19 protein-coding genes are annotated in these 18,723 nt (G+C 62.5%); 11 read left to right on the top strand and 8 right to left on the bottom strand.

Annotated elements, in window-relative coordinates:
* Positions 1–84: 84 nt before the first annotated feature.
* The 3 genes from AC1Q6C_RS09275 to AC1Q6C_RS09285 are packed head-to-tail and all read left to right on the top strand — an operon-like array spanning position 85 to position 1,830.
* Positions 85–909, top strand: coding sequence for a DUF2786 domain-containing protein (locus AC1Q6C_RS09275; RefSeq protein ID WP_030537724.1), 825 nt, complete (start codon positions 85–87; stop codon positions 907–909).
* On the top strand, positions 906–1,403 hold the full coding sequence (locus tag AC1Q6C_RS09280; RefSeq protein ID WP_118605728.1) for a TIGR04338 family metallohydrolase: 498 nt from the start codon (positions 906–908) through the stop codon (positions 1,401–1,403). Before AC1Q6C_RS09275 ends, AC1Q6C_RS09280 begins: the two co-directional genes overlap by 4 nt.
* 58 nt (positions 1,404–1,461) lie before the next feature.
* Positions 1,462–1,830, top strand: coding sequence for a helix-turn-helix domain-containing protein (locus AC1Q6C_RS09285; protein WP_118605725.1), 369 nt, complete (start codon positions 1,462–1,464; stop codon positions 1,828–1,830).
* On the opposite strand, the gene AC1Q6C_RS09290 is transcribed toward AC1Q6C_RS09285, so the two are convergent.
* A complete protein-coding gene (locus AC1Q6C_RS09290; RefSeq protein ID WP_003945993.1) occupies positions 1,831–2,418 on the bottom strand; it encodes an ATP-dependent Clp protease proteolytic subunit in 588 nt (195 codons plus the stop codon).
* Positions 2,419–2,422: 4 nt separating this feature from the next.
* The gene (locus AC1Q6C_RS09295; RefSeq protein WP_058039333.1) at positions 2,423–3,031 is read right to left on the bottom strand and encodes a ClpP family protease; all 609 of its coding nucleotides are present in this window, start codon (positions 3,029–3,031) and stop codon (positions 2,423–2,425) included.
* A 227-nt stretch (positions 3,032–3,258) separates the two neighbouring features.
* Here AC1Q6C_RS09295 and AC1Q6C_RS09300 point away from each other — a divergent pair, with 227 nt between their 5' ends.
* The 7 genes from AC1Q6C_RS09300 to AC1Q6C_RS09330 all read left to right on the top strand — a co-directional run bounded on the left by AC1Q6C_RS09300 (position 3,259) and on the right by AC1Q6C_RS09330 (position 9,498).
* Positions 3,259–3,960: a Clp protease N-terminal domain-containing protein gene (locus tag AC1Q6C_RS09300; RefSeq protein WP_003946017.1), complete on the top strand. Its 702-nt coding sequence runs from the start codon at positions 3,259–3,261 to the stop codon at positions 3,958–3,960.
* A gap of 56 nt (positions 3,961–4,016) precedes the next feature.
* The gene (locus AC1Q6C_RS09305; protein ID WP_210377858.1) at positions 4,017–5,693 is read left to right on the top strand and encodes an FAD-binding protein; all 1,677 of its coding nucleotides are present in this window, start codon (positions 4,017–4,019) and stop codon (positions 5,691–5,693) included.
* Complete coding sequence (locus AC1Q6C_RS09310; protein ID WP_003946006.1) at positions 5,690–6,043, top strand: 4Fe-4S dicluster domain-containing protein; 354 nt, start codon at positions 5,690–5,692, stop codon at positions 6,041–6,043. The genes AC1Q6C_RS09305 and AC1Q6C_RS09310 overlap by 4 nt, the downstream gene beginning before the upstream one ends.
* Positions 6,040–7,041 (top strand): ABC transporter substrate-binding protein, encoded by a 1,002-nt coding sequence (locus AC1Q6C_RS09315; protein ID WP_054831701.1) that lies wholly within the window; start codon positions 6,040–6,042, stop codon positions 7,039–7,041. Before AC1Q6C_RS09310 ends, AC1Q6C_RS09315 begins: the two co-directional genes overlap by 4 nt.
* On the top strand, positions 7,038–7,892 hold the full coding sequence (locus AC1Q6C_RS09320) for an ABC transporter permease (RefSeq protein WP_210377859.1): 855 nt from the start codon (positions 7,038–7,040) through the stop codon (positions 7,890–7,892). Before AC1Q6C_RS09315 ends, AC1Q6C_RS09320 begins: the two co-directional genes overlap by 4 nt.
* The gene (locus tag AC1Q6C_RS09325) at positions 7,889–8,614 is read left to right on the top strand and encodes an ABC transporter ATP-binding protein (protein ID WP_003946013.1); all 726 of its coding nucleotides are present in this window, start codon (positions 7,889–7,891) and stop codon (positions 8,612–8,614) included. Before AC1Q6C_RS09320 ends, AC1Q6C_RS09325 begins: the two co-directional genes overlap by 4 nt.
* Before the next feature lie 89 nt (positions 8,615–8,703).
* Positions 8,704–9,498: an LLM class F420-dependent oxidoreductase gene (locus AC1Q6C_RS09330; protein ID WP_030537640.1), complete on the top strand. Its 795-nt coding sequence runs from the start codon at positions 8,704–8,706 to the stop codon at positions 9,496–9,498.
* Here AC1Q6C_RS09330 and AC1Q6C_RS09335 read toward each other — a convergent pair.
* Genes AC1Q6C_RS09335 through AC1Q6C_RS09345 form a run of 3 tightly spaced genes read right to left on the bottom strand, consistent with a single transcriptional unit; the run spans position 9,420 to position 13,737 of the window.
* On the bottom strand, positions 9,420–10,649 hold the full coding sequence (locus tag AC1Q6C_RS09335) for a CaiB/BaiF CoA transferase family protein (RefSeq protein ID WP_065351658.1): 1,230 nt from the start codon (positions 10,647–10,649) through the stop codon (positions 9,420–9,422). The genes AC1Q6C_RS09330 and AC1Q6C_RS09335 overlap by 79 nt on opposite strands.
* Complete coding sequence (locus tag AC1Q6C_RS09340) at positions 10,646–12,361, bottom strand: acyl-CoA dehydrogenase family protein (RefSeq protein WP_073513543.1); 1,716 nt, start codon at positions 12,359–12,361, stop codon at positions 10,646–10,648. The genes AC1Q6C_RS09335 and AC1Q6C_RS09340 overlap by 4 nt, the downstream gene beginning before the upstream one ends.
* Positions 12,361–13,737 (bottom strand): MFS transporter, encoded by a 1,377-nt coding sequence (locus AC1Q6C_RS09345; RefSeq protein WP_492666542.1) that lies wholly within the window; start codon positions 13,735–13,737, stop codon positions 12,361–12,363. The genes AC1Q6C_RS09340 and AC1Q6C_RS09345 overlap by 1 nt, the downstream gene beginning before the upstream one ends.
* Positions 13,738–13,883: 146 nt before the next feature.
* Between AC1Q6C_RS09345 and AC1Q6C_RS09350 the strand changes: the two genes are divergently transcribed.
* Positions 13,884–14,762 (top strand): LysR family transcriptional regulator, encoded by an 879-nt coding sequence (locus AC1Q6C_RS09350; protein WP_492666543.1) that lies wholly within the window; start codon positions 13,884–13,886, stop codon positions 14,760–14,762.
* On the opposite strand, the gene AC1Q6C_RS09355 is transcribed toward AC1Q6C_RS09350, so the two are convergent.
* From AC1Q6C_RS09355 to AC1Q6C_RS09365, 3 genes are read right to left on the bottom strand one after another with little or no spacing between them, the layout of a single operon-like run.
* Positions 14,759–16,450: an acyl-CoA dehydrogenase family protein gene (locus AC1Q6C_RS09355; protein ID WP_492666544.1), complete on the bottom strand. Its 1,692-nt coding sequence runs from the start codon at positions 16,448–16,450 to the stop codon at positions 14,759–14,761. The genes AC1Q6C_RS09350 and AC1Q6C_RS09355 overlap by 4 nt on opposite strands.
* Before the next feature lie 10 nt (positions 16,451–16,460).
* The gene (locus AC1Q6C_RS09360) at positions 16,461–17,966 is read right to left on the bottom strand and encodes a class I adenylate-forming enzyme family protein (RefSeq protein ID WP_492666545.1); all 1,506 of its coding nucleotides are present in this window, start codon (positions 17,964–17,966) and stop codon (positions 16,461–16,463) included.
* A gap of 36 nt (positions 17,967–18,002) precedes the next feature.
* Positions 18,003–18,638 carry a TetR/AcrR family transcriptional regulator C-terminal domain-containing protein gene (locus AC1Q6C_RS09365; RefSeq protein ID WP_042450632.1) on the bottom strand — a complete coding sequence of 212 codons (636 nt, stop codon included), beginning with the start codon at positions 18,636–18,638 and terminating at the stop codon, positions 18,003–18,005.
* Between the last annotated feature and the right edge of the window lie 85 nt (positions 18,639–18,723).

Genomic DNA, 18,723 nt, shown 5'->3' on the forward strand with positions numbered 1-18,723 from the left:
CGTGCCGGACGATCCAAGTCGAGGGTGAGCGTGTGCGCTAGCAGCATAAACGTCCGTGTCGGCGCGCGAGCGTAGTCTTTCACGGTGAGTTCGGAGAAGATGCTGACCCGCATCGGTGCGCTGCTTCGCCAAGCGGAGTCCACCGACAATCCACACGAAGGTGAAGCCTTCATGGCTGCCGCTCAGCGGTTGGCCACCAGTTCCGCGATCGACCTGGCGGTCGCGCGTGCGCACACCGCGTCTTCGGAAAAGCGTGCGACGCCCACTCAACGGCTCATCACCATCGGCGAACCGGGCAAGCGCGGACTGCGAACGTACGCCCAGTTGTTCATCGCCATCGCCGCTGCCAACGACGTGCAATGCGACATCGCGCAGACGTCGGCCGTCATCTACGCCTACGGCTTCGCCGGCGACATCGACGTGTGCGAGGCCCTGTATTCGAGCCTGCTCTTCCAGATGGTGCGTGACTCCGACGCGTACGTGCGTTCCGGGGCGTACCGCGGCGAAACGTCCGTGCGGACCGTCGTCGAAACTCGTGGACGACGACGCGTCAGCACGCAGGTCCGCAAGCCGGTCGCCGGAGTGACGGCGCGCCTGAACTTCCAGATGGCGTACGCGTCCCGCATCGGCGCTCGGTTGGCCGAGACGAAGCAGGAGACGGAGAAGACCGCGATCGCAGAATCTGCCACGTCGTCTTCCGAAACCGCACTCGTGCTGCGTAACAAGGAAATCGAGCTGAAGGACTACTACTCGTCCAACTCCAAAGCGCGTGGGACGTGGCGGGGCGGCGGCCGCGCAAGCGCCGGGCATTCCTCGCATGCTCGACGAGCGGGTGATCGGGCTGCGCGCTCCGCACGTCTGGGGAACCTTCCGGAGATCGGCGGGGTGCGCGGGCAGCTCGACTCGTGAGGGATACGCAGCGGAGCGCCGTCTACGAGGCAGAGACGTTGGTGCGCACCATGTTCGATCGCGCCGACCAGCGCGGACTTCGGAGCGTCGAGGTCATGGGTTCCACCATCACCTTGCCGGTCGAGCGCAAATTCGGTTCCGTGGAGTCGGTCCAGGCGTACTGCGATCAGCTACTCGGGCTGAATTGGGTACGGGAGACCTGGACTCGCGCAACCATTCCGGTGTCCGTACGCTCCCGCGGCGGCAATGCCGCCGCTCACTACTCGAACGACGTCATCGCCGTCCCGGACGACCGTGACGGCCGGTGGGCGCTACGCGAATTCGTTGTCTTGCACGAACTTGCGCACCACCTCGGCGACCCCGCCTCCGACGAGGCTTCCCACGGGCCCAAGTTCGTCGACCGCTACACGAGCCTTGTCGGCGAGATCATCGGGCCCGAGGCGGCCTTCGTTCTTCGAGCGATGTTCCTTGCCGGTGGTGTTCGAACGGACTAGATGTCAGCCCTCGGCGAACCCGGTGGTGTCCGTACCGGTCGGCTGGAATACTCGGCCTATGGATGCGCCGCGCAGACTGGTCCTGGTCAAGGGTGAGTCGGAACTCCCCGATCCGACTGTTGCCGTGCGCAAACCCCCGCTGATTCGTGAAGCCTACGGACGAGTGCTGCGGGAGGTTCGATGCGATCAGGACCGAACTCTCGACGACGTAGCCGCAAAGGTCGGGATGTCGAAGCAATACCTCTCCGAGATCGAACGGGGCAAGAAGGAACCGTCGTCGGAAATTCTGCGCGCAATCTGCGAAGCGCTCGGGATGCCGCTCGAGCATCTACTGTTCCGAGCGGGCAACAGGATCGTTGCACTCAACTCCCTCACCTTCGGGCACTCTCCCTCACCGATCTCGGGTCCCGTCCTGATGGCGGCCTAGTCAGTTCCCTTCGATGAGGGTGTCGGCCAGCCCGTAGGAAATTGCGTCGTCGGCAGTGAAGATCCTGTCGCGATCGGTGTCCTTACGCAATCGCTCGACGCTCTGACCGGTGTGCTTACTCAGAATCGCCTCGGTCTGCTCCCGGATTCTCAGGATCTCGGCTGCTTGAAGTGCGAGGTCCGAGATGGTGCCGCTACCTTGCGTCGACGGTTGATGCAGCAGCACCCGCGAATGGGCGAGAACATGCCGATGGCCCGGAGTGCCGGCGGCGAGAAGCACCGCAGCAGCCGAAGCCGCTTGACCCATGCAGTACGTCGAAATCGTCGGCTTCAAGAACTGCATGGTGTCGTAGATCGCGAGCATCGCCGTGGTGGAACCGCCGGGAGAGTTTATGTACAAACCGATTTCGCGATCCGGGTTGTCGGCTTGCAGATGCAGCATCTGAGCCATCACGACGTTGGCAACGCCGTCGTCGATCTCTGTGCCGAGAAAGACGATGCGTTCGTTGAGCAGCCTGCTGAAGATGTCGAAAGATCGCTCACCCGTTGGTGTTCGCTCGATGACGCTGGGAATCGTGTACTGGGACATGACGTCACAATCCGATCTTGGGGAAGGTGGCTTGCGGTGCGATCTCGGCGAAGGACGTAACGACGCGGTCGACGATTCCGTACTCGCGCGCCTGCTCGGCGGTGAACCAGCGATCCCGATCGCTGTCGGTCTCGATCTCTTCGACGGTCCGGCCCGTTTCGACGGCGAGGATTTCCTGCGATTGACGCTTCATCAGCTCGAGGCTCTCGGCCTGGATCGCAATGTCCACCGCAGTGCCACCGATACCTGCCGAAGGTTGGTGCATCATGATGCGGCTGTGCGCCAGGCTGATTCGCTTGCCGTGGGTGCCGGAGCAGAGGAGCACCTGGCCCATGCTGGCCGCGAAGCCCATCGCGACCGTCACGACGTCATTGGGGATGAGCTTCATCGTGTCGTAGATGGCCAGGCCGGCAAACACCGATCCGCCAGGTGAATTGATGTAGAGCACGACGTCGCGCTTGGGGTCGGTGGTGGCGAGGAGCACCAGTTCCGAACACACACGTTCGGCCATGGCGTCGTTGACCTCGCCGGTGAGCAGAATGGTTCGCTGTCGGAAGAGCCTGTCTGTCAACAGGTCACGGTAGCCGGTATCGGTGGGAGCTTCAGTAGTCATGAATCCATTCCTACCGGCGCGGCAGTGCCGCGGCCCCGCTTGTCTGCTGTGGGCAGACCGTGCGCACGCGACCAGATTCGGACCAGCCTGAACCAAACCCCTGAACTGGGCTTTCCTGCCGGAACAACGGCACCGACGATTGCCCGACACCATCCGTGGGGGTTATATGGGGTTATGCACATCAGTGCAGGTCAAGCGGTCGAGATCAGGTAGAAGAGGAAGAATCGATGCCGAAGGTCAACATCTATCTCCCGGATGACCTCGCTGCTGCTGTACGCGCACGCGGACTGCCTGTCTCGGCAATCTGCCAGATGGCACTCCGCGGAACACTCGATCGCGAAATTCCTGATTCTGCCGTGCGTATCACCGAGCATATCGACACCGATCTACCCTTCAGCCCACATCTTGCGTCGGTAATTTCTCTGGCACCCGCGGCAGCTGCTGGAAAAGGCTCACGGACAGTCGATTCCGAACACTTGTTGCAGGCGCTGCTAGACGAGGAAGAGAACCTGATATTGCGAGGCCTCGACCACCTCGGCCTGACACGGACGTCGATCCAGAAGACTCTCGACCTTGTGGTGCCCGACGGTACCCCACTCGACGACAACGACGTGACGTTCGGCCCCGAGGCGAGAGCCATCCTCGAAGCGGCTGTGACCGACGCGCAACTCGTCGGCAATTCCATCGTCAACGGAGCAAATCTTGTGTGGGCGTTGGCCAACGCGACAACGGGATACGCGGCGGAAGTCTTGGATCAGCTCGGTTTCTTCCAAGTAACCACCCATCAAGCCTTGGGGTTGATCGAGGTCGGCGTTGCACACGCCAATCGGTACGCACCGGCCGGGCAAGCCGGAATCCTCACGGAATTGGCAAAGATCACCGACCGACTCGAACGCCTCGAGGCCTCCCTCTCACCGTCGTGTAGCTAGAGCGAACATCTCGTACTTCTCTCTCCCAACGCATTCCAGATCGGAGGTGCGCTGTCATGGCGCGCTCACTCCCACGTTTTCGCGGGCACGTGGCCACTGACGACGTCGAAAACCTTCTCGTGTCGACTGACGTCCTCGTCGTCGGCGGGGGTCCGGCCGCTACGTGGGCGGCCGTCGCCGCCGCCGAATCCGGCGCGGCCGTCACGTTGGTGGACAAAGGCTATGTCGGTGCCAGCGGAGTCGCCGCCACTGCAGGAGTCGGCCATTGGCTCGTGCCGCCGGTGGCCGAGCGCCGCGACGAGGAGATTTCGAAGCGTGAACGCTCAGGTGGATACATCACCGATCGCATCTGGACTGAAGCGGTACTCGACGAGGCTTGGGCGCGAACCGCTCTCATTCCCGAATGGGGTTACAAACCCAGTACGAAGCCGCGCGGTTCCGGAACACTTTTCGGCGCCCGCCCCGGTGAGCGATCGTTCTCCGGTGCAGCTCCGGACTACCTTCGATTCCTTCGGGGGAAGGTGAAGAAGTCCGGTGTACTCGTACTCGATCACAGTCCGGCACTGGAACTTCTCGTAGATGCCGGTGGGACGGTGTCCGGTGCAACGGGTTACCAGCGCCAAGTGAAACGGCCGTGGCGTGTCGATGCCGGTGCGGTGATCCTGGCAACCGGCGGAACGACGTGGAAGAGCCATTCCCTCGGCGGAGACGTCAATACCGGAGACGGGCATCTGATGGCCGCGGAGGTGGGCGCGCACCTCTCGAGCATGGAGTTCTCCAATTTCTACGGAATGGTGCCGTTCGGAACCAGCATGGACAAGAATGGATTCTTCGTCACTGCCTCGTACTGGGATCATCTCGGTGAACCGATTCACTATCACGATTTACATCAAAGCCGCGCAGAGCTTCTCGGCGCATCGCTGAGGGGCACGATCACCGCACAGTTCACACAGTTCGGCGAGGAAGTGCAACCGGCATTGCGAGCCGCCATGCCCAATTTCTTCATGGTCACGGACAAGTTGGGGGTCGATCCGTTCAACGAACGCTTCCCGATGGACTGGGTTCAAGAAGGAACGGTCCGAGGCACCGGTGGGATACATATCCTCGACCATGACGCGTCCACCGGAGTTTCCGGACTCTACGCCGCTGGAGACATCGCCGCACGGGATCGCATCGTCGGCGCAGCCACCGGAGCGGGTGGCCCCAACCTGTCGTGGGCCATTGCGACCGGCACCTGGGCGGGACGAGCAGCCGCGTCCTTCTCCGATAGCCGAAGAGCGACAGACCTATCCGACACTCGATCGTCAGGAACGCTCGGTGTGAGAGATCGAGGTTTCGACGACGTACGCGGCTCTGTTCGCGCCATTCAGTCCGAGATGCTCCCGATCGACAAGTCCGTGTTCCGAAGCAACGGCGGGTTGATCGATTCGGCTACTCGACTTGATCGTCTCTGGGAGAGCGCATCTCGCGACCTCGACCACACAACCGCCGGAACAGAGGCTATCGCGCAACGCGAAGCGGCCGGGATGCTCGCGATGAGCCGCTGGGCGGTTCGTTCGGCCTTGGTACGGACCGAAACTCGCGGCATGCATACTCGCATCGACTTTCCCGCCACCGACGTGGACCAAACCCATCGCTTGCTCAGTGGCGGCTTGAACGACATCTGGGTTGCCCCCGATACCGAGTTGCCCCGCGTCGGCAGTGCATTGGCTCAGCAGGGAAGTGCATCATGATCGAGTTGATCAGCATCGACCGGTGCACGACGTGTGACATCTGCGTCCGCATCTGTCCGATGAACGTCTTCGAAGCCGTAGCGGATTCACCACCCGCGATCGCGCGGCATTCGGACTGTCAGACATGTTTCCAGTGTGAGGCGTACTGCCCCGCCGACGCCATCTTCGTCTCACCGTCGCGTACTCCTGAGCCTCAGGACTCCGAACTACGCGACGAGGAGCATCTGATCGGGCAGAACCTGCTCGGGATGTACCGCGAACGGGTCGGATGGCGCAAATCGTCCCCTCGTCCGACCCAATCCACAGCCGACTATCACCAGCTCGCCCAGAACGCCAGGAGAACACCATGAAAACCCGATCTCGCGCCAAAGGCTTGACAGCCCTACTCACAATTGCGCTTTTCGCGACGACAGCGGCATGCTCGTCCACCTCCGCGGCTTCCGACAGCAGTTCGAAAGACCTTGTCCCACTGACGGTCGGGGCGCCCTGGAACGGGGCTGCAGGCAAGAGTCCTACCGACACCACCTCGTTCGGGTACGCCGTGCACGAAGGCCTGGCGCAACCCATCCTCGAGAAGTACGGCTTCGAGTACAAAGCCTTCGTGGGCTTCAACAACGGCCCTCCGGTGGTGCAGGCGCTGCAGACCGGTGACGTGCAGGTGGGATTGATCGGGGATACCCCCGCGGTTCAGGCCAAGGCCAGCGGAATCGACGTGCCGGCCCTCGTGATCGACAAACCGTCGTCGGATATCTGGTTCCTCGGCCGTGAGGGCGGAGTATCCAAGATCGAAGACTTGGCAGGCAAGAAGGTAGGACTGCAGTTCGGGTCGAACTTCGACAAGTACGGCCGGGCGGTCCTCGAACGAGCCGGTGTCGCGGACAAGGTGGAGTTGGTCAATCTGCTCTTTGCCGATGCACTCCCCGCTCTGCAACGTGGTGACATCGACGCCGTGCCCCTTCCGGCCACGACAGCCGGCATCTGGAGGAAACAAATCGACTTTCCTGTCCTGTCCAAGGCCAGCGTCGACGACCCGGATCTCCTCGCGACCAGCGTGGCGCTGACGTCGCGGGATACGCTGAACTCGAATCCCGATCTGGGCAAGGCTGTTTGGGAAGTCATTCAAGCAGGCGACAAGGCGATCGATGCCGATCACGACGCCTACGCACAGTTCGTTTTCGACGCAACGGGATCACCGGTGGACGTTGTCAAGGAAGCAACGCTTTGGAACTTTCAGAGTGAGCCTGTCGACCCTGACGGATTGAACACCGTCCGTTCGACTCTCGACTTCTTGGTCAAGTCCGGAAAGGCCCCCAACGCATTCGACGTCACGACCTGGGCTGTCTCGTGAGCGTCGAGGCACCCCAGTTACCTGCAGCGGCAGCGGCAGGCTCGGATGCAGACAGAATCGCGCCTCGCACTGCCAAGCGTCGACGAAGCCGGCTCTCCGATACTGCGCTTCGCGCGAGTGTTCCGGTCGCATTAGTCACCGTGTGGGCACTCGGATCAGCGACGGGCCGAATCGACGAAAAGGTCTTCCCGTCTCCCTGGTCCGTGTGGTCGGCGTTTGTCGAACTCGTGACGACTGGTGTTCTGTGGGAGAACCTTTCGGTCTCACTTGCGCGGGTAGCCATCGGGTTTACCATCGGCGGTGCCCTCGGACTCTCGCTCGGTATTGCGTCAGGATTGTTCGCTCTCGCCGACAAGCTTGTGGACCCCACGCTCCAGATGCTCCGCACGATCCCGTTTCTTGCGATCACACCGCTGTTGATTCTGTGGTTCGGCATAGACGAGCGTCCCAAAATCATCATCATCGCGGCCGCAGCACTGTTTCCGCTGTACATCAACACTCACAGTGGAGTCCGCAATGTAGACCGCAAGGTCATCGAGGCCGGACGTGTGTTCGGACTACGGGGTCTCGGACTGATTCGTCAGGTGATTCTGCCGGAAATGATTCCTTCGGTGCTCGTCGGATTGAGGGTCTCGTTGTCGGTGTCACTTCTCGCACTCATCGTCGCCGAATTAAGTAATGCACCAAAGGGTCTGGGATTTCTCATGACTTCTGCGCAGCAATACTTCCAGACCGACGTCCTCGTGGTCGTCGTCATCATCTACGCAATCTGGGGGTTGTCGGTCGACCTCCTCGTTCGGGGTATCGAGCGAATCCTGATGCCCTACAAGCAGTGGGGGAAGAGCGCATGACCGTCCAACATACGGATTCGGGTGTCCATGCTGTCGACGTCGTGAAGACCTTCGGCGATCGGACAATTCTGGACGGTTTCTCACTCGACGTGAGACCGGGGGAGTTCGTGGCACTTCTCGGAGCCAGTGGTAGCGGCAAGACGACCTTTCTGCGGATCCTTGCAGGACTCGAGGATTTCGATGCCGGTGAGGTCCGTGCACCGGAAGCCCGGACCGTCGTCTTCCAAGAGCCTCGTTTGATTGCGTCGAAGCGAGTCCAGGACAACGTCATCCTCGGACAACGCTCCACCCGGAAGAACCGCGAAGCGGCCGCGGCCGCGCTGGCAGAAGTGTCGCTCGCCGGGCGTGAACGTGCTTGGCCCACGACCCTGTCCGGTGGTGAAGCCCAGCGCGTGGCCCTGGCACGAGCACTGGTACGTAACCCGCGGCTTCTTCTGCTGGACGAACCTTTTGCTGCACTCGATGCGCTTACGCGTCTCCGCATGCAGGCATTGGTTGCGGAGCTGTGCCGCAAACATCGCCCCGCGGTCCTTCTGGTGACTCACGACATCGACGAGGCAATCCTGTTGGCCGATCGTATTGCGGTGCTGCGAGACGGCCGGGTCAGCATTCTCGAGACCGTGTCGTTCGTGAAGCCGCGCAGTCCCTCACAGCCGGGATACGCCGCGCTGCGCACTCGACTCCTCGAAGAGTTGGGAGTACACGAAGCTGTCGGCGCGTGATCGTTTCGCCGACCCTGCGGCGGTAGCGGTACCGCGCACACCCGGCCATGATGGGAGAAGACAACCATTCCTCTCGTCAGGAGCGTGGCATGACTCGTCCGGTACGCATCGGTGTTCAACTCCAACCCCAGCACGCACCCGATTACGGGTTGATACGCGACGCCGTCTTGCGGTCCGAGGACGCCGGGGTGGACATCGTCTTCAACTGGGACCACTTCTACCCGTTGACCGGCGATCCCGACGGCGCCCACTTCGAATGCTGGACCATGCTCGGCGCCTGGGCCGAGCAGACCGAACGCGTCGAAATCGGCGCCCTGGTCACCGGTGGTGGCTACCGCAATCCGGATCTACTCGCCGACATGGCGCGAACCGTCGACCACATCAGCGGTGGGCGCCTGATCCTCGGTATCGGTGCCGGCTGGTTCGAGAAGGACTACGACCAGTTCGGATACGACTTCGGCACTCCCGGTTCACGGCTGAAACTGCTTGGCGAATACCTCCCCCGCATCACGGGCCGCCTGGCGAAGGGCAACCCGCCGCCGACGCGCAACATCCCGGTCCTCATCGGCGGTGGCGGCGAGAAGAAGACCCTGCGCTTGGTCGCCGAGTACGCCGACGTCTGGCACAGCTTCGGCGACCGTGAGACACACCTGCGCAAGTCAGACATCCTCTCCGACCACTGCGCCGACGTGGGCCGGAACCCGCTGGAAGTAGAGCACTCGGTTCCGTGGCCTGGGCTCGAAAATGCAGCCGACCTGGTCGCCGACGGTGTCTCACTCTTCACCGTCGGCGTCAGCGGACCGGACTACGACCTCACGACGCTTGCCGAGGCCATCGGTTGGCGCGACGACAACACGCCGCCTGCGTTGAGCGGGCTGGCCTGAGCGGTACCAAGGACTTCGTCGTTGTCGGCGCCGAGAACGGGCGGCGCCGACGTCAGACGTGGCCTCTGGCCGGAGAAGTTGACCGGAAAGGCCACTTGCTTCAACGGTCCGAGCGTCGGATGGTCGACGGTTCCGACCATGCCGAGCGCGGCGGTGTGGGGATCGGAGTAGATCTCGTCGAGATGCCGGATCGGTGAGACCGGTACGGCGCGTTCGGCGAGAAGAGCGCACCAGTGTTCGACGGTCTCCGATGCGAAGGCGCTGGTGAGTTCTCGTTCCAGACTCTCGCGGTTCTCCACCCTGTCGCGGTTGTGGGCAAAACGCGGATCGGTGACCAGTTCACTCCTTCCGATGGCCTCGCACAGCGACGCCCACATCGCGTCGTTGCCGACAGCGACGACGAAGTACCCGTCGCTGGCAGGAAATGCTTGATACGGAGCAAGATTCGGATGACCGGAGCCCAACGCAGTCGGGCGCTCACCGGTGGCGAAGTAACTGGTCGCCCAGTTCACGTGCATCGCGAGTTGGCACTCGTACAGCGACGTGGTCACGTACTGTCCGCGTCCGGTCCGGCCTCGTTCGACCAACGCGGCCAGGACACCGACCAGTCCGAAAAGCGCTGCGCCCAAGTCTCCCAACGCAAACCCGGATTTCATCGGAGCACCACCCTGTTCACCGGTGAGCGACATGAGCCCACCCGCGGCCTGCGCGATCATGTCGTACCCCGGTTCGTCGCGCAGCGGTCCTTCTTCACCGAAGGCAGAGATGTGCAGGGTGATCAGATGCGGGTATCGCTCGGACAGTGCCTGGTAGTCGAATATCTTCTGTAATCCGCTCCCCGGCTTGAAGTTCTCCACGACTACATCGGTCTCTTCGAGCATGCGGTGGATGATCTCCTGCCCTTCGGTGGACTTGAGGTCGATCGTGACCGACTTCTTACCGCGGTTGATCGCGAGGTAGTAGGCGGCATCTACCCCGACGAAGGGAGGCCCCCACGAACGCGTGGGGTCGCCGCCTTCAGGGTGTTCGATCTTGGTGACGTCGGCACCGAGATCGGCAAGCGACATGGTTGCGTACGGCCCGGCAAGGATCTTCGACAGATCCAGAACACGGACACCGGCGAGGGGTGTGGGGCCTGTTGGAGAGTTCACCGATGACCACCTGCTACAGAGAGGAACTCGGCTACGACGTCACGTGCATTATCCACCTCGACGTCACCGCCGTCGGTGATCACGTCGAGATTGCCGAGCGCAGCCGACGGCACCTTCCCCACAAGACCGGCCAGGTAGGAATTCGCCACCAGCAGTGACCGGTACCCATTACCGTGTCGGATGCCGTGATCCGCAAGATCGAAAAGCAGGGTCGCCATGACGGCACGAGCGAGCTCGTCGGCATACTTTGCGCTGGCGGCCTGGGCGGCATCGTCAGATCCGGAGATCAGACGATCTCCTTCCTCTACCAGTTCCTCCCAGCGCCGCAACAGAACTCCGGCCCCGGCTTCGCAATCCGGTCCGACGGTGGACAAGATGTCCGTCATCGCTTCCGCGACCGTGCGGTGCGAGTTGAACTTGCGTAGGCACCGAAGTACGTCCAGCGCAATGACATTGCTCGAGCCCTCCCAGATCGAGCCCAAGTGGGCATCCCGCACTAGTCGCGCGTTGGCCCATTCCTCGATGTAGCCGTTTCCTCCGCGCACCTCCATGGCCTCGCCGGTGACCACCCGCGCGCGTTTGCAGACAAAGTGTTTGGCGATCGGTGTCAGCACCCTGATCAGTGCGCGCGCCTGTTCGTCGCCGCCGTCTGCTGCCTGAAGACACTGTGCGCTGTACGCGACCAGGGCCAGCGAAGCCTCGGCATCGAGTGCAAGGGGAAGAAGCGTCGCCCGCATCAGCGGCTGGTCGAAGAGCTTCTTACCGAACACGACTCGACTCTTCGAATGTTCGACGGCTTCGCGGACTGCTCGGCGCATGAGAGCGCTCGAACGCATCGCATTGGACAGGCGAGACGTGTTGACCATCTCCGCCATCTGGCGGAATCCTCGATCGAGTTCGCCGACCTGGAGTGCGTGCGCGCGGTTCAGCGTCACCTCGCCGCTCGGCATGGAACGCGTACCCAGCTTGTCCTTGAGACGATCGATCGTGAGGTTGTTGCGCTCGCCGGATCCCAAGGTCTTGGGCACCATGAACATTCCGACTCCACGCGTCGAACCATCCTGTCCGCCCGGGAATCTTGCGAGGGTGATGATCACATCGGCATCCGGGTTGGAGGCGAACCACTTCTTGCCCGTCAGAACCCATCCGTCACCGTCGCGCTCGGCGCGTGTTTCGGTGCAGGCGATGTCGGTGCCTGCCTGAATCTCGGTCATGAACATCGCACCCGTCTTCGCCTGCCCGGGGTCCGTCGACGTCAACGCGTCGATCCAGGGCGAGAACACGGCCGGATCACCGAACATACGCAGGGTCCGCGCAGCAGCATCTGTCATCGACACCGGGCAGGCCAGCCCGAACTCTGCCTGCACGAAGATGTACGACGCGAGATACTTCGCGAGTGGCGGATGCACGGAGTCCCATCCGTGCAACCCTTTTCGGTGCGACATGGCGGACAGGCCGTACTCGTTGTACGCCGCCCGGCACAGTTCCAGGTAGGCCGGGTGATAGGAAATCCGGTCGACGCGGTCACCGGCCTTGTCGAATTGCTGCAGCACCGGCGGGTTCTTGTCTGCGATGTCGGCAAGCTCGGACAAACGGCCGGCGGCATCTCGGCCCAGTCGGTCGAGCAATCCGTTCAACGTCTCTCGGTCCGCCCCGGCGGTCCATCTGTCCACTACCGCTGTCAGAGCGGGGTCGGTGTGTGCAAAGTTCATCAGTGGTCAACGCCTTTCAGGGTGGAAGCATCGGTCATGTTCGAGGAGCTCGTCGACTCCGGCCCGGGCGCTTGCGCATGCAGCGCACTCCTGCGCAACAAAGCAGTCATACAGACAAGGGAGAGAACGACATACACGAGCCCTAGAGCTACGACCGGCCAGATCGAGTTGGTTCGCGTCAGCAGATACTGGCTGACCATCGGGGCCGTTCCGGCAAATACGGCGGTCGACAATTGGTACGACAGAGAGATGCCGGTATACCGAACATTGGTGGGGAAAACCTGCGCCAGGATGCCGGCCAACGCGGCGTAATACATTGCGTGAGGCGCCGTCGCGAGGACCATCCCCAGAATCGCCAAGGGCACGGAGCCCGTCTGAACCAGCACGAACATCAGTGGTAGGAGCACGATCTCCGGAAGCAGCATCCAACGGACCGCTTTCGACGGATCGATCCGCGTGGCCAGCACAGCACCGAAAGGCTGTACGAGCGCCTGGGCTACCAGTGCCACGGTGATCACGAGGAGGAAGTCACTACGCTCGAAGCCGAGATCCGTTGTCGCCCAAGAGAGCGCAAAGGTTGTCTTGACGTACGTGATGGCAACACCGGCAACCACAGCGCCGACGCCGAGAGCAAGTTCGACGGGATGCGACCGCAACACTTCGACCAGCGGCATCCGTGTACGCTCCTGTGCCGCAACAGCCTTCTTCATCTCGGGTGTCTCGGAGATGTGCAACCGGATGTAGAGAGCGACGATCACCAAAGCTGCGGATCCGAGGAACGGCAGACGCCAACCCCACGACTCGAACACGGAATCCGACATCAACGTCAGGCCGAGGAAGGCCAGCGTCGCGAGCAGGTTGCCGACCGGTGAACCCTGCTGCGCAAACGCGCCGTAGAGCACCTTTTTCTTCGGGGGAGCGAACTCGGTGGCGATCAATACGGCGCCACCCCATTCGCCGCCCATGGCAATGCCCTGGAGAACACGCAGTGCCACAAGCAGTATCGGTGCCCAGATCCCGATCTGGGAGTACGTAGGGAGGAGGCCGACACCGACGGTTCCCAACCCCATGAGCGCGAGGGTGATGATCACGGCGTTCTTGCGACCGAACTTGTCTCCGAAATGACCGAACACCACTCCGCCGACCGGACGCGCCACGAATCCCACGGCAAAAGTCGCGAAGGCTGCGAGTGTTCCCACCGCCGGCGACGCATCAGGGAAGAACAGCGGGCCGAGCACCAAGGCGGATGCGGTTCCGTAGATGTAGAAGTCGAACCACTCGATAGTCGTTCCGACAAACGCCGTGATTCCGGCCTTGCGTGCCTGTTTGGTGTTGCATTCAGGCGGATTGGTGTCTTGACCTGGGTGTTGATCCACGGTTCTCCCTGATTCTCGCGTCGGGCATCACCAAGGGATGCAATGTGAGGCGTGAATCACTATCGTCCGAAATCCATGTAGAGTCCAAGACTTAGTTCGACTTATTTATGTGGGAGAACCACATAATGAAACCCGGGAGGAGCGACGTGGAACTGCGTCAACTGCGCGCGTTTCTCGCAGTCGCCGACGAACTTCATTTCGGCCGGGCCGCCGAGCGACTCCACATCGGGCAGTCCCCGCTCAGCCAGACCATTCGGGCTCTCGAGCGTGAACTGGGCACCGACCTGTTCGTCCGGACCACCAGATCAGTGCAACTGACAGCCGCCGGCGAAGCCTTGGTCACGCCCGCACGGATCATCGAAGCGCAGATCGCCGTGGTAAGAGAAATCGCATCGGCCGCGTCGACTGGCGAGACGGGCCGTGTCACAGTGGGTTTCGGCGGAACAGGCGGCTACACCGTCCTGTCGGCCCTCACACGGTCCTTGGCCGACTCCCATCCGGGAATCGAACTGGAACTACGGCCGCAGATGTACTCGGGTGAGGTGCTCGACGCTCTCCGACGCGGAGCACTGGACATGGGCATAGTCGGCCTGCCCATTCCGCGCGGATTCGAGACTCACACGGTGCGGGAGGAAACCTTGATGGTCGCGGTTCCTGCCAGGCATCACCTCAGTACCCGGGACTCGGTGTCACCGGAAGACCTGGCAACCGAGCGATTCGTGATGTATCCCGCCGAGCACGGCTCGGTGGTCCGCGATGCGACGTTGTCCGTTTGCGCCACAGCAGGTTTCACGCCCACCGTCGCGCACGAAGCCCCCGATCCGTACAGCCTGTTGGCCATGGTCGGAGCGGGGGTCGGGATCGCCGTCGTCGTGGAGTCGACGGCGCATCTGTCCATGGACGGGGTCGTGTACCTGCCGATCGCCGGGGCCACGCCCACGCTGAAAATCGCGATGGCATGGCGACCGAACAATCCGACGCCGGCAGTACACACCGTCACCAGGGTACTGAGGGAACAGCCTTAGGCTCTCGCGAGAATTCCGGCGAAATCTGTTCCCACAGGCAGAGTTCCGTACTCGTGACCACGGTCGGCGCCGAGGCGAGCGGCAATGAACGCATCGGACGAGGCGGCCGGGGAGTGGCGCACCATGAGCGAAGCCTGCAGTGCCAACGCCATAGCCTCGACGACGGTCCGAGCGCGGAGTTGAGCGTCGGCAGGTGCCATCGTGGCGAGCTCACCGAGTTGGCGTCGTACCCGATCGAGGTGCTGATCGAGGACCGGGTTGTTGCCGCGGGCGAGGTTGATCTCGTGGTCGAAGGCGGCAACGGAGTCGGGTTCACGGGTCATCGCGCGCAGGACGTCGAGCGCGATGACGTTGCCCGACCCCTCCCACACGGCCATGACGGGCTGCTCACGGTAGCGACGGGCAAGCGGGAAGTCCTCGGTGTAACCGTTGCCGCCCAGGCACTCGAGGGCTTCGTAGGAGTGGTGCGGGCCGCGCTTGCAGATCCAGTACTTCGCAACAGCCGTCGCGAGTCGGCGGAACGCCTTTTCCTGCTCATTCGCGTCCTCGTCCTGCGCACGAGCCAATCGCAGTGCGGTGATGGTCGCGGCTTCGGATTCGAGAGCCAGATCGGCGAGCACCGACGTCATTGCGGGCTGATCTGCCAGGACGGCACCGAAAGCGCTGCGGTGCCGTGCATGCCACACCGCTTCGGCCACCGACTGACGCATACCTGCCGTGCTGCCGAGGATGCAGTCGAGTCGCGTCTGGGACACCATTTCGATGATGGTCCGCACGCCACGACCCGGTTCGCCGATCATGGTGCCGACGGTGCCGTCGAGTTCGATCTCGGACGACGCGTTGGACTTGTTGCCCAGCTTGTTCTTCAGACGCTGGATACGGAAGACGTTGCGTGTGCCGTCGGGCAGGATGCGGGGGAGAAGGAAGCAGGAAAGTCCCTCGCCGGCAGCACCATCGGCCTGAGCGAGAACCAGGAAGGCGTCGGACATCGGCGCGGAGCAGAACCACTTGTGTCCGGTGAGGAGGTAGTCCGCACCCGGGCCGCCACGTCCGGCAGGCTTGGCGATGGTCGTGTTGGCTCGCACGTCGGAGCCACCCTGCTTCTCCGTCATCGACATTCCGAAGATCGCGGATGCCTTTCCGGGAGCGTCCAACTCGGGGGTGTAGCTGCGAGAAAGGGCTCGCGGCGTCCAGAGAGCGGCCACGTCCGGTTGCAGCTCGAGCGAGGGGATCACAGCGTGCGTCATGGAGATCGGGCACGCGTGGCCCGGTTCGACCTGGGAGAACAGCATGAATGCCGCGGCCCGAGCCACGTTGGCACCCGGCTTGGGGTCAGCCCAGGCAGAGGTGTGAGCACCGTGCGCAACGGCGGCAGAGATGATCCGGTGATACGACGGATGGTATTCGACCTCGTCGATGCGGTTTCCCCAGCGATCGAAGGTCTTCAATTCGGGGATCACCGTGTTGGCCAGCTCGGCGTCGTGCTGGAACCCGGCACTGCCGACCAGTTCACCGATATCGGTGAGTTCACTGGTGGCCCAATCGGCGTCGTGACGCGCGACGCCTTCGGCCAGGACCGTATCGAGCAGGAACTCGTTGACGTCCGTGCGCGGTACCGACTGGTTGAGCACTGCATGGGTGCGATGCGGAGCCGGGTGGGTGACGGTCTTCTCGGAAATATCAGTCATGACAGGCCTTTCAGCTCGCTGCGCGGATGAGGTGCTTCTGGATCTTGCCGGTCGGTGTACGCGGAAGAATCGTCGCGAACACCACTTCACGCGGAATCTTGTAGCGCGCCAACTTGTCCGAGAGGTAGTCCTTGATGTCGTCGGCGCTGATGACATCCGGTTCACGCCAGACGACGTGCGCGACGACGGTCTCGCCCCATTCTTCGTTGGGTTTTCCGACAACGGCGACGTCGACGACGTCCGGGTGGCCGGAGATCACGTCCTCGACCTCCTTGGAGTAGACGTTCTCGCCGCCCGTGATGATCATGTCCTTCGCGCGGTCGACGATGAAGAGGTAGCCGTCCGCATCCTTGCGCGCCAGATCGCCGGTGCGATACCAACCGCCGTCGGCAAATGCAGCCTTCGTGGCAGCGGGGTCGTCGAGGTACCCCTGCATGACGGTGTCGGCGCGCAGCCAGATCTCACCGATCTGATCGGGCTCCGCGTCGGTGCCGTCATCGGCAACCAGGCGCAGGTCGACGCCGGCCAGCGCGACGCGGCCGATCGAGCCCGCCTTGCTCAACTGCTCTTCGGGGTACAGCACGGTGCCCACTGGCCCGGTCTCGGTCATGCCGTAGACCTGCCGGAATTCGGTGGTGCCGTACGACTCCACCAGTCGCCGAGCGACATCCGCGCCGATCGGTCCCCCGCCGTACAACCACGCACGAACGCTTCCGAGGTTGTAGTCGGCAAAGTTCGGCACGAGGTTGAGTGCAGTGGTGTAGATGACCGGCGGGCCGAAGCAGAGGGTAATGCGTTGTTCCTGAACTGTTTCCAGGAATTTGACGGGATGGTACTCGCGCAGCAGCACGACGGTTCCGCCCATGTAGAGCGTGGACATGAACCAGTTGTTGAGCGGGGAAGCGTGCCAGATCGGGACGGCCATGAGCAGTCGCTCGTCCCGAGTCGTCGACACGGCGACGGCCGCGGTGACGGCAACACCGACGACGTTGCGGTGGCTGTGGACGCAGCCCTTGGGCGAGCCGGTAGTCCCCGAGGTGTAGAGGATTTCGGCCGGATCGTTCTCGTCGATGTCGATACCGTCAACGCCGTCCTGGCGGGTGATGGCGTCGTCGAAGAAGTCGAAACCGTCTGCGACAGAGTCCGTGCTGATCAGCTTGGCCGTTGTCTCCAGTCGACCGACAACCGGCGCCAACTCACCGTCGAAGACGCACACCGACACCTTCGCGTGTCCCAGCACGTAGGCAACTTCCGGAGTCTGCATCTTGTGGTTGATGGGGACCACGACGGCGCCCAAGCGCCAGGCACCGAGCATCGCGTACACGAATCCCGGAGTGTTGTAACACATCAGCGCGACGCGGTCGCCCGGCTGCACGCCCAGCGACTTCAAATAGCCTGCGGCGCGTCGACTTCCGTCCTGAACCTGGGAGTACGTGTGATCGTGACCATCGAATATCAGGAAGGGTTTGTCCGGGGTCTTGGTGACGTTGCTGTCGAATACGCGAACGATATTCATCGAAGTCCTTGTCGGAGAATCACGCTCGAAGAGAGTTCATTCCATCGAGCTGTTGAGTACGGCGTCGGGTATCTGGAGGGTGGCGAAGATGACGGCAACCGCCTCCTCGAGGGAGTAGCCGAAGCTCTCGCCGGTGGCAGTCTTCTGGATGACGAGGCCGAAGATCGCAGACCAGAAGGCCTTGGACTCGACGTCGATGCCCGCGCGCAGCTGCCAGCCGGTGCGGATCAAGGTACGGAGGAGGGCGGTTTCGCCCGAGGAGTGCAGAGTGCGAAGCGTTTCGGAGATCAGGTCGCGGAGTTCACCACGACGACCCGTCATCATCATCGCTTCCACGAAGAGTTCGACGCTGGGAGCGCCCGCGCCCAGGAGGGATCCGACCAGCTTCTCGGTGTAATCGCCGACCGTGTCGGCGTCGGCGGCATCGACCTCGGCACGCTTGCCTGCGCGCAGAACGGCCGCGCACGCCACCTCGACGAAGAGCTTTTCTTTGGAGCCGTAGTAGTAGGTCACCTGGTTGGGATGGGCGCCGGCGGCCGTGCAGATCTGCGCGATGGAGACGCTGTCGCCGTGCTCGAGGAAGAGCTCGGTTGCAGCGTTGAACAGTGCCATGCGCGTCTGCTTGCCCGACTCACGCGTCGCGCGCGCTGCGGGAACTGACTCGGTGACCATCACGAACTCCTACTTGTTTGTATGACAAACAATAACTCGGCGTTGTTTGTATGGCAAACAATTTCTCCCGACGTGATGACATGTC

Source organism: Rhodococcus sp. MT28, assembly GCF_058792695.1.

Coding starts and splice junctions, on each gene's coding strand:
- AC1Q6C_RS09285 (WP_118605725.1), top strand. CDS start 1,462: ATGGATGCGCCGCGCAGACTGGTCCTGGTCAAGGGTGAGTCGGAACTC.
- AC1Q6C_RS09290 (WP_003945993.1), bottom strand. CDS start 2,418: ATGTCCCAGTACACGATTCCCAGCGTCATCGAGCGAACACCAACGGGT.
- AC1Q6C_RS09295 (WP_058039333.1), bottom strand. CDS start 3,031: ATGACTACTGAAGCTCCCACCGATACCGGCTACCGTGACCTGTTGACA.
- AC1Q6C_RS09300 (WP_003946017.1), top strand. CDS start 3,259: ATGCCGAAGGTCAACATCTATCTCCCGGATGACCTCGCTGCTGCTGTA.
- AC1Q6C_RS09305 (WP_210377858.1), top strand. CDS start 4,017: ATGGCGCGCTCACTCCCACGTTTTCGCGGGCACGTGGCCACTGACGAC.
- AC1Q6C_RS09310 (WP_003946006.1), top strand. CDS start 5,690: ATGATCGAGTTGATCAGCATCGACCGGTGCACGACGTGTGACATCTGC.
- AC1Q6C_RS09315 (WP_054831701.1), top strand. CDS start 6,040: ATGAAAACCCGATCTCGCGCCAAAGGCTTGACAGCCCTACTCACAATT.
- AC1Q6C_RS09325 (WP_003946013.1), top strand. CDS start 7,889: ATGACCGTCCAACATACGGATTCGGGTGTCCATGCTGTCGACGTCGTG.
- AC1Q6C_RS09330 (WP_030537640.1), top strand. CDS start 8,704: ATGACTCGTCCGGTACGCATCGGTGTTCAACTCCAACCCCAGCACGCA.
- AC1Q6C_RS09340 (WP_073513543.1), bottom strand. CDS start 12,361: ATGAACTTTGCACACACCGACCCCGCTCTGACAGCGGTAGTGGACAGA.
- AC1Q6C_RS09355 (WP_492666544.1), bottom strand. CDS start 16,450: ATGACTGATATTTCCGAGAAGACCGTCACCCACCCGGCTCCGCATCGC.
- AC1Q6C_RS09360 (WP_492666545.1), bottom strand. CDS start 17,966: ATGAATATCGTTCGCGTATTCGACAGCAACGTCACCAAGACCCCGGAC.
- AC1Q6C_RS09365 (WP_042450632.1), bottom strand. CDS start 18,638: ATGGTCACCGAGTCAGTTCCCGCAGCGCGCGCGACGCGTGAGTCGGGC.